Annotated in this window: 8 protein-coding genes; all 8 read right to left on the reverse strand. The window is 29.4% G+C overall.

Annotation, left to right across the window (positions count from 1 at the left end):
• Positions 1 to 1,209: 1,209 nt before the first annotated feature.
• Positions 1,210 to 1,695 (reverse strand): hypothetical protein, encoded by a 486-nt coding sequence (locus tag ACOYLT_RS08715; RefSeq protein WP_422853470.1) that lies wholly within the window; start codon positions 1,693 to 1,695, stop codon positions 1,210 to 1,212.
• Positions 1,695 to 2,405, reverse strand: a complete 711-nt coding sequence (locus ACOYLT_RS08720; RefSeq protein ID WP_422853471.1) for a DUF3800 domain-containing protein — start codon at positions 2,403 to 2,405, stop codon at positions 1,695 to 1,697. Before ACOYLT_RS08720 ends, ACOYLT_RS08715 begins: the two co-directional genes overlap by 1 nt.
• A gap of 12 nt (positions 2,406 to 2,417) precedes the next feature.
• Entirely contained in the window at positions 2,418 to 4,256 is a 1,839-nt protein-coding gene (locus ACOYLT_RS08725; protein WP_422853472.1) for an HsdM family class I SAM-dependent methyltransferase, read from the reverse strand.
• Complete coding sequence (locus ACOYLT_RS08730; RefSeq protein ID WP_422853473.1) at positions 4,253 to 4,933, reverse strand: hypothetical protein; 681 nt, start codon at positions 4,931 to 4,933, stop codon at positions 4,253 to 4,255. The genes ACOYLT_RS08725 and ACOYLT_RS08730 overlap by 4 nt, the downstream gene beginning before the upstream one ends.
• 32 nt (positions 4,934 to 4,965) lie before the next feature.
• Positions 4,966 to 6,072 carry a hypothetical protein gene (locus tag ACOYLT_RS08735; RefSeq protein WP_422853474.1) on the reverse strand — a complete coding sequence of 369 codons (1,107 nt, stop codon included), beginning with the start codon at positions 6,070 to 6,072 and terminating at the stop codon, positions 4,966 to 4,968.
• Between the two features lie 22 nt (positions 6,073 to 6,094).
• A complete protein-coding gene (locus tag ACOYLT_RS08740) occupies positions 6,095 to 8,395 on the reverse strand; it encodes a sensor histidine kinase (RefSeq protein ID WP_422853475.1) in 2,301 nt (766 codons plus the stop codon).
• Entirely contained in the window at positions 8,395 to 8,607 is a 213-nt protein-coding gene (locus ACOYLT_RS08745) for a helix-turn-helix transcriptional regulator (protein WP_422853476.1), read from the reverse strand. The genes ACOYLT_RS08740 and ACOYLT_RS08745 overlap by 1 nt, the downstream gene beginning before the upstream one ends.
• A 40-nt stretch (positions 8,608 to 8,647) precedes the next feature.
• A partial coding sequence (locus ACOYLT_RS08750; RefSeq protein WP_422853477.1) for a hypothetical protein occupies positions 8,648 to 8,844 on the reverse strand: 197 nt, incomplete at its 5' end.

The following is an 8,844-nucleotide window of genomic DNA, read 5'->3' on the forward strand; positions in this document are numbered from 1 at the left end:
TGAAAAATTGATACTCTTCCTTCTACTATTTGATTTTTGAGGATGCTTAAATAGTGTTCGGTTTTCAGGATTTAGTATTCAATCGGAATGTTGTTATGGAAAAAGAAAGCATCTTCAAAAAACAATGTAAATACTTTCCTAGTGCGCAGGCAGTAGCTCAGAGAAAGGGTATCATTTTTTATTTGCTTATTGAGATGTTTCTGATTGCTTTTATTAATAGCTGATGCCACGAATATTGTTAAGGATTTAGTGTTTCAATATCAGAAAAATTATGTTTTGTAACGGTATGGAATCGGCTATTGTGAAAGCAATTACCTCTGTGCGTTGTGGCAAATAAAAAATGATACTCTTGCTGGCTCTTTTGGTTTTGTGGGTGCCTGATTGGTGTTCAGACGGAAGAAGTTAGTGCTCAGAAAAAAGTTGTTATGAAAATGAAAAGGCACTTACAAAAGCAATGAAAACACTACCGATTTAACTAGTTAGTTGCTAAAAACAGTTACCGTAAACGTTCTTAAAATTAAGTATGACCGTAAAGTTTCCTATGAAATAGCGAACGTTGTTGAAGCCAGTGGCGAAGGACGGTTTTTTTTATTGCCGGCTGGTGCGAGGAAGCAATGAAAAAAGTTGTCCTGGAGCCACTGGCAAGTGCGGTGGGTGTGGCGGCTTTTTTACATAATGTTATTATAGTGCATCCTTGATTTTCATTAGAAGCAGGGTGTTTCTTTATGCACTATAATGCCACATTATGTAACTAAGCTTTGGGAAAAAAATTACTGGCATGAGTTGCGAAGCATACGTGTTATTGTAACAATAACCATGACAGTATTTTTTTTTGGAGCGTTGGGAAGGAGTGGCAATTGAAAACCAAAAACGTCAATTTAACACTAAACGAAAAAATACGTTCTCGTTATTAAAAATGAAATTAGCGAAATGAAGCAAACAAAGAATTGATGCTAGGAATACTTGGACTAGGAGCGATTTTTGTGCAGCTGAATGAGATAATGAGTTAGTTAAAGTGATTTCCTTTTTGTGGCATATTTTTTGTAAATAATTTTTAAGAAAACATTATATGAAGTTGGCTATTAATAAGTTTTTTGATATAAAATTTGTTTTTTGGTACAAGAGTTGTATATTTGCAAAGTCATTTCCCTAGGGAAAAGGACCTGGTTCGTGAAAACGTACGCCACAGCACCGTAGCCTGTGGCTTTTTTATTTTATCCTCTTTGTATACTTATCTTCATAGTACTTTTGATTTCTAGCATCATCTATATGAAAACAAGAAATAATCATATAGTCTGGAGTTATTTTTTCCATTATGACTAAAAAGTTTCCTTCTTTAAACCAAAAATAATCTCTGATTTTACCATCAGCTTCCAAAAATTGAAAGCAAGTCACATCTTCAGTATCTTTATTTTCTAATATTGGTTTTATCCAATGAATTTTATTAGCTCTTTTTTTATCAAAACTTCTTTTGCCTTTATCTCCTCTTGTAATGATTTTTACAAAAGTATGAGGATAAGCTTCAAATCCTTCTTCTTTTGAGTTTGCTAAATCAATCTTTACTTTACAGCCATCAAAATAAAAAACATTATCAATAAAATCGGCTTTGAATAATTGAAATAATTCTTCTAAATGTTCTGCTGATGGGTCAATTCCTAAATTAGATATGTGATCGTCCAAGTCTAATAAATCCATTATAGTTTTATTTTCGGTTGGTGATCAAAAATATTGAACTTTGTTTCCCAAGGTTCCGTTCCTTCTTCGAGATTAAAACCAGATTTAGTTTCTAAATATTTAATAAAATCCATTCTGTTCGGAGTTGGATTTACAATGTTATTCATTACAATTCTTGTTTTATATGTGATTGCTCCAATAAAGAAATCAGCTAATTGGAAGAAATTATTATCGTGAGAATGTAAATGTTGAAAGTGTTTGAATGGACTATTACCTTTATATTCGGCATTAAAAACTTCATTAATTTTTTTTAATTTTTCTCTGCCACGAGTATTTTGGATATCAATAAAAACCCTATATTCATCTCCATTACTATTATTTGGATGCAACAAAAAATAAGTCATTTTATAGTAGAAATTATCGTGAGAGCCTTGGTTATAATCGATATGATTTAAACGCTCCTTATATTTTACTAAAACACAACGAAATTGTAATGAAGACCTAAAAAAGTAATCTACTAATTCTTTATATAATTCAATTCTTGCATTTGAAAATTTATTCCATTTTAGCTCTGAGTTTTGATTGTACTTTGCTAAAATTTGATTGAATTCTTTTTGTAATTCAACATAATCTATCATCGGAACTTTAATGTAACCAATACACATTACGGGAATATGGTCGTGTTCTAAATGACAGCTTTCGTCTATATAAAAATCATATTTATTGTTCATGAGTATTGGAAATTAAAGTTTGACATTATATCTTTCTTCAAAGAAAGCATCAAGAATTTCTTTGTTATTCTCATTAAGAATAAAATCAATTTCGTTATTTGTAAAATCGCAAACACCAAAATTGTTGATATAATTTCCATTTAAAGAATAATAATTTGATGTATAAGGTTTACTTGAAGTTTTAATATAATACCAAAATAAACGTGATTCCATTAATTTTTTAGCTAATAACATTTCCTCTTCAGAATGGCCAATAACGGCTTGCCCATTATAAAATAATAAGTCTATATCATTACTTAAAAGATAGTTTGGTGTTTGATCAGAAAACTTAGGAAAGAATAATTTGTTTTCAACTTTTTCCAATGATTGGGTTCTACCAAAAGCAAACCATTTTTCATATTCTCCTTTTCCTTTATCTCTCTTTGCTAGTTCTTGTTTTTTCTTCGTCAGATATTTGTATGCTTCTGGAAATACATTTTTTAAAAATTCTTCTTCTAAAGCCTTTGGCTTATTTTCATCATTATAAGGAAATAATACTTTTTCTCTAACATTATCAAAATCTATACTTCTGCTTAGCTTGTTTGAGTTTAGAATATCTTTACATATACCTTTTTCAATAGGATATAAATTACCGTTTTGTAAGTAAAAAAAATCTTCATCTTCTGCTACAGGCTTAAAAATAAATAAATCATTTCTTAATGTAGCGATACCGTGTCTTGTTTTATAAAGCTTACCAAAAGGGTTACCAATAGCTTCTATACGAGAGATAATTTCATTGTTATTTAGATTCCAACCTTTCTTTGCATCTAAATTGTGAAAACTTACTTTATTGTATAATTCTCTATTGTTAGGTAATTCTTTAGCAACAGATTTATAATACTCAACAAAATTCTGCTCAATTTTTTCTAAAAAACAAATACAGGTGTAAGTGCTTTTTGATTTAAATATCTGATGTGTGCCAAAATCAATAACTCTAATTGCAGTTCCATTATCTTCAAAATACCTTCTAAGAGCTCTACCGTTTAAGCTCTTAAAAAATGTATTCATTGTTATATACCCAAGTATACCATTTGGAGCTAAATTTTCATAGCCTATTTGAAAGAAAGGTATATATAAATCTGGGTTTCCGGTTGAGCATACTGCCCAAAGTTTAACATTTTCTTTAGCCACATCATCAAGATTACGAGCAGATACATATGGTGGATTACCAACAATAACGTCAAAACCTTGAAAATCATTAATAACTTCTGACCAATTAAAAATTAAAGCATCGCCTTGATGAATATTAAAATGAAATTGTTCAATGTCTTCACCTTCAGATATAGCTAGGAGGCTTAATAATAATTTACTTCTAGTAACTGAGTATTCTTGTATATCTAAACCAAATATATTATACTGAAAAATAGAAGCATAAGAATTACCTGTTCTTTGTCTTAATTCTTTTGAAGCAGTATATAGGAATCCAGAACAACCACATGCTATATCTGATACTTTTACCGTTTGAAAATCTATATCCCTGTTTTCTAAAGTTTGATTAACAATGTAAGCTCTAATATCAGATGGAGTATATATTGCTCCGTTTACTATTCTTACAGAAGGTGAAATTACGAATTCAAATAACTCAATCAATTTTTCTATATCAAAAACAGCAATTTCAGTATTAATAATTTCAATAAAATTAATTAAATTAGTGTGTTCATTAATTTGATTTTCGTTGATTGAATACTCCAATAAATATTGGTTTTCTAATACTTGTAATTGATTAATTTCTAAAAAAGCAGACACAATAAGCCTATCAACTTCAAAAGGTTGAGTTGAATACAATTTTAAGTATCTGAATATATTTCTCATATTAAGTAAGGACAATTTAATCTTGGGTCCCAAATTCTATTGTTCAATGGTGTTAACCAATAGCTTTCCAGCGAATTAATATATGGTCTCCAAATTCTTTCTTGATATTCTTTTGTTAAATTAATAAACTGTCTATCATTTAGTAGTTTTTCATATAACTCAGGTGCAAAATTAGAAATTATAACACTTACACCTAAAATTAACTCCATTGGCATTTGCATCATTCTTGGTAAGTCAAGCTGTAAGCTTTCTCCATGATCAAATTCATCTTTTGGTTTAACCTTACTATTTTGTAAATACTGAATATGATATAATGGATGAATTTCATTTGTCTTTCCGCCGTTATGTCTATCAACATGGAAACTTAAATAATGAGTTTTGTCTGTAATTTTATTCGTTCCTTTTAACAAAGTTCTAAAACTCAATACTTCAAAAGGGTCATTTAATTTTTCCCATTCTGCATTTTGAGAAACTACATCAATATCAATAAGTATCTCTAAATTTGAAAAACCTAGTGGTCTAATATGCTTGAGTGTAGATTTTTCAATTGAAAATTTGATTTCTTTTATTGAATAACCCCACAAATGTTCAGGTAAGTTTTCTTTATAATCAATAGTTTTATAACTAATTGAAAGTCTGGAAAGAATATTGAGAAAATCAACAATATCTTTTTTCATTTTCCCTTTAAATGCTTTATTACTTATTGCCATTATATACCCAATAATTCTTTAGTATATTCTATTTTTTCTAATTCACTTGAATGAGGTTTTAAACCTCTATCAATTCCTATTCTATCTAAAATAGCCAGTAATGAGATATACTTATATTCTTCCCAAGGTTTAATATCTACTGTGGTAAAAATTCTGAACGCTTCCAATGGATCAATTGGTACTTTGTAAGCTTCACAAATTGACCAAAATTCGGTACTATTGCAAAATTTTAGCGGTTGAGCTACTGTTAATTCATTTAAAGTAAATTTTGCAATCAAAATTTCAACACGCTTTTCTGCATTAATGAATGCTAAATTTTCTCCTGATACTTCTTCAAACCAAGATACTAAATCATTAGCCCACCATCGGTTCCAGCCATCAGAAAACAAACCATTATATTTTACTTTTTTGAGGATATCATTTTTTAAATGATTCCAAACCTCCAATGGTGTTTTTTGTAAATCTACACCCAGTCTAGCTGCTAAAACTTTTTCATTAATTAGAGGATTAGTTTGATGAAAAAAATGTTTTACAACAAAGTGTACATAATCATAAGGAACTGAAAAATTATCAATTTTTTCAACAATTCTTTCGTCCAAATTATTTTTGTCTTTTAAGTCGAAGATGTCTTCATTTTGTTGTTTTTGACTTTGTAGCCATTTATAACCATTTGCTAAAGAAGCTAATTTATGAGACATCTTTATCCATTCTGGATTTTCGTTAGATTTGTTAATCTTATAATCAAATAAATCATGACTTGTCTTATCAGTATCATAAGTTTGTTTTATGTTGCTTTCTGTTGAGCAAAGTGCTATGGGGAATGATACTATTTCACCTCTTGCAGCAACCGATCTAAGTTCTGATGTTATAGCTGTAGCATTAAACTCTGTTCTATCACATCCAGTGCCGTCCAATCTTAAATCAAGAATTAATCCATCAAATGAATTATTAGAAATTCTTTTAATTAGCTCGATTTTGAGACTACTAAACTCTCTAAATTCAGACAAAGGAAATCTTTCAACCTCAATTATTTTTAAATCATTAAAACCATTTAAAGTTGAAATCTCAGGAGTTCCATTCTCATCATCTATATATAAAAACTTCATTATTGACATTGTTAATATTTTTTTAGTTTTTAGGTATTTCAATTCTTATTGTAGTATTAAAACCATCTGTAGGAGTTGACACAGATATTTCTCCATTATAGAACTCAATTATATCTCTTACAATCTTAAGCCCTAAACCTGTTCCTGTAAGTGCTGTTGCATCATCAGCACTATGATTAGAAGCAGTTGATGTAGTGTAGAAAGCATTGAAGATATTTTCTTCATTTTGCTTTGGAATACCATCACCATTATCTGAAAATTCTAAATAAACAATATTGTCTTCTTTACCACATTTAATAAAAATTTCACCATCAGATTTACTTCTTTTAATAGCTTTTTTTGAATTAGTATATAGATTGAATAATATTGATGCCCATTCTGATGGGTGCATTGGTAATGTGAATAGATCATATCCTTCGTATTGAGAAGGTAGCATTTTTATTGAAGCTCTTTTCAAATCATTTGCAATAACTATTTCAAAATTTCTAACCACATCTCTCAGTTCTATTGGTTCAAGTTCTCTATGGACATTTCTAGAAATCGTTTTATCAAAATAGGATGTATAAGCACTAAACGATTTTACATTAGTTTCTAATAACTCAGTCCTTTCATAAACATCTTTATAATCCTTAACTGCATTTTTAAGAAAACTGATATCTGCGTCAAAGCCAGGTAAAAAACGTTGCACTTCATGAACAAATTCTCCAATTACCAAACCTAAACCTGCAAGAATTCGAAGCATGTTATTCTCATCAATTAACTCTTGGTTTTTTACTTTTTCTTCTTCTCTTGCTTGTTTTAAATCAGAAATAATTTGATTAGCTTTTTGATTTGTGCTTTCATTTGTCTTTTGTTCTTGAGAATCGTCGTTATCAGTTTCTGATTTTTTAAATAACTCCTCTATTTGACCAATAGCATCATCTACTTTTTCAGAAGGGTTTTCTTTTTTATATCCTTTTTGAGATGCAGTAACTTTTTTTCCTCTTAAAGCAGTAACTTTCATTACCGCAGTGGTCAATGATCGATAAACAAAACTCACCAACTCATTTAAATATTCATTCTCAATCAAGCCTTCTCGACTCGATGTTTCCTCAAAATTTTCACTTTCATCATTAAGCTCTACGAATCCAAAGAAATTTCTGTTGGGATGTTGAGCTAAAATAATATTTCTGTTATTAGATTTATCTAATCCCAACCAATCATTACTTTCTTCACCATAAGGCAATACTCTGAACCCATTACGATATAACCTTATTCCTCCTTTTTCATATAGTAATTCTTTAATAAATGTAAATGTGCCCGGAGCGAACAGTTTAGCATCAAAAAGAAAATAATATGCTTTAAAATGAACACCTTTAATTAGATTAAATGGAGTTGTTATATCTTCCTTATCTTTTTCATTATTTCCGATAAGAAAAATTTCTTCTGGAAAATTTAATTTATCGCTTTTTAATGCCCAACATCCTTGACCGTCATCTAGAATATAACCTTCAATTTCTGCTAATGCATGTTGAAAAATTGCTTTTTCTTCATCAACAATTGCAACTAAATTTCCATTATCTTTTCGATAATAATTACTCTTAAATCCTTCGTCAATTGAATTTTCTTTCTCCTCTTCTTTCTTTTTTGAAAGTGGGAATGGTTGTAATAATTCAGAGGTATATCGATAAATGCGTTTAATCATTTGGTCAGACCAACCTTCTCTAAGCCCTTCTATTACTAACGTAGTACCACTCTCTTTAATTTTAGGAACAAATTCAATTGAATTAGAAATAGATAGTAAATCTTTATCTGTTGCAAAATCATCCCAATTAACGACTACTTTTAATGCTTCTGAAAATTGAGCTGTTTGAGTAATTATTATTAATTTATCTCCTAAACGTTGAGTTGCAAAACGACCAATTCCTTTTCTTCCTGCTTTCTGACGTTTATACTTTTCAGAAACAGGGTTGTGTATTTTATCTGAGGATGATAATCTCATAAAACCGTTAACTAATTGTTCACGGTTCATACCATGACCATTGTCCTCAATCGTTAAAAATCCACCTTTATTCCAAGCATTTTCAAAAATTAAATTTACTTCAGTAGCATCCGCATCATAAGCATTCTTAATAAGCTCAGAAACTGCTGTTTCTTGCCTCCCAACAAGTTCTTTTCCTAATCTATTAATAATACCAGCGTCTACGGAAAATCGGACAACGTTATCATCTAAATTTGCGATTTCATTTGATAAGGAAATTATTAAATTGTTATTTGAATCCTCTTTTACGATTTCTTCAGATAGCTTCTTTTTTAATTCTAAAATTTTATTTGAATTATCCATTAATTAGATTCATTATTGTTAATTAAATCAGAAGGGTAAACCTCTAGCGTTTTTGCAATCTTTACTAGCGTCTTTAAACTTGGTTGTACATCATTAGTACACCATCTTGATATTGTGGCTTCATTTTTACCTAATTTTTCAGCTAACCACTTACTAGTTAAGTTCTTTTCTACTAATACTACTTTTAACCGATTAATTGCTTTTTTGCTCATAAAAATTGCATAATAAGCAAATATATTGAATAATATGTTATTATAGATTATCTTCAAAATAAAATTTAAGGTTATATAATTCTATTATATTTTCAGAGTTACTTTCCAATTGCTCAATCTCAATAAATGCAATATCATTTGCAAATGATTTTTCACCAATTAAGTGTTCAATGTGTACATAAACTGCTTCTCGAAGTCTTGGGTTGTCTTTGTGGATAATGTAGTTTTTTAGTAACA

The sequence above is a fragment of the Flavobacterium sp. genome, from assembly GCF_049318185.1.
Classification (GTDB): domain Bacteria; phylum Bacteroidota; class Bacteroidia; order Flavobacteriales; family Flavobacteriaceae; genus Flavobacterium.

Coding starts and splice junctions, on each gene's coding strand:
- ACOYLT_RS08745 (WP_422853476.1), bottom strand. CDS start 8,607: ATGAGCAAAAAAGCAATTAATCGGTTAAAAGTAGTATTAGTAGAAAAG.
- ACOYLT_RS08735 (WP_422853474.1), bottom strand. CDS start 6,072: ATGAAGTTTTTATATATAGATGATGAGAATGGAACTCCTGAGATTTCA.
- ACOYLT_RS08740 (WP_422853475.1), bottom strand. CDS start 8,395: ATGGATAATTCAAATAAAATTTTAGAATTAAAAAAGAAGCTATCTGAA.
- ACOYLT_RS08715 (WP_422853470.1), bottom strand. CDS start 1,695: ATGGATTTATTAGACTTGGACGATCACATATCTAATTTAGGAATTGAC.
- ACOYLT_RS08730 (WP_422853473.1), bottom strand. CDS start 4,933: ATGAAAAAAGATATTGTTGATTTTCTCAATATTCTTTCCAGACTTTCA.
- ACOYLT_RS08725 (WP_422853472.1), bottom strand. CDS start 4,256: ATGAGAAATATATTCAGATACTTAAAATTGTATTCAACTCAACCTTTT.
- ACOYLT_RS08720 (WP_422853471.1), bottom strand. CDS start 2,405: ATGAACAATAAATATGATTTTTATATAGACGAAAGCTGTCATTTAGAA.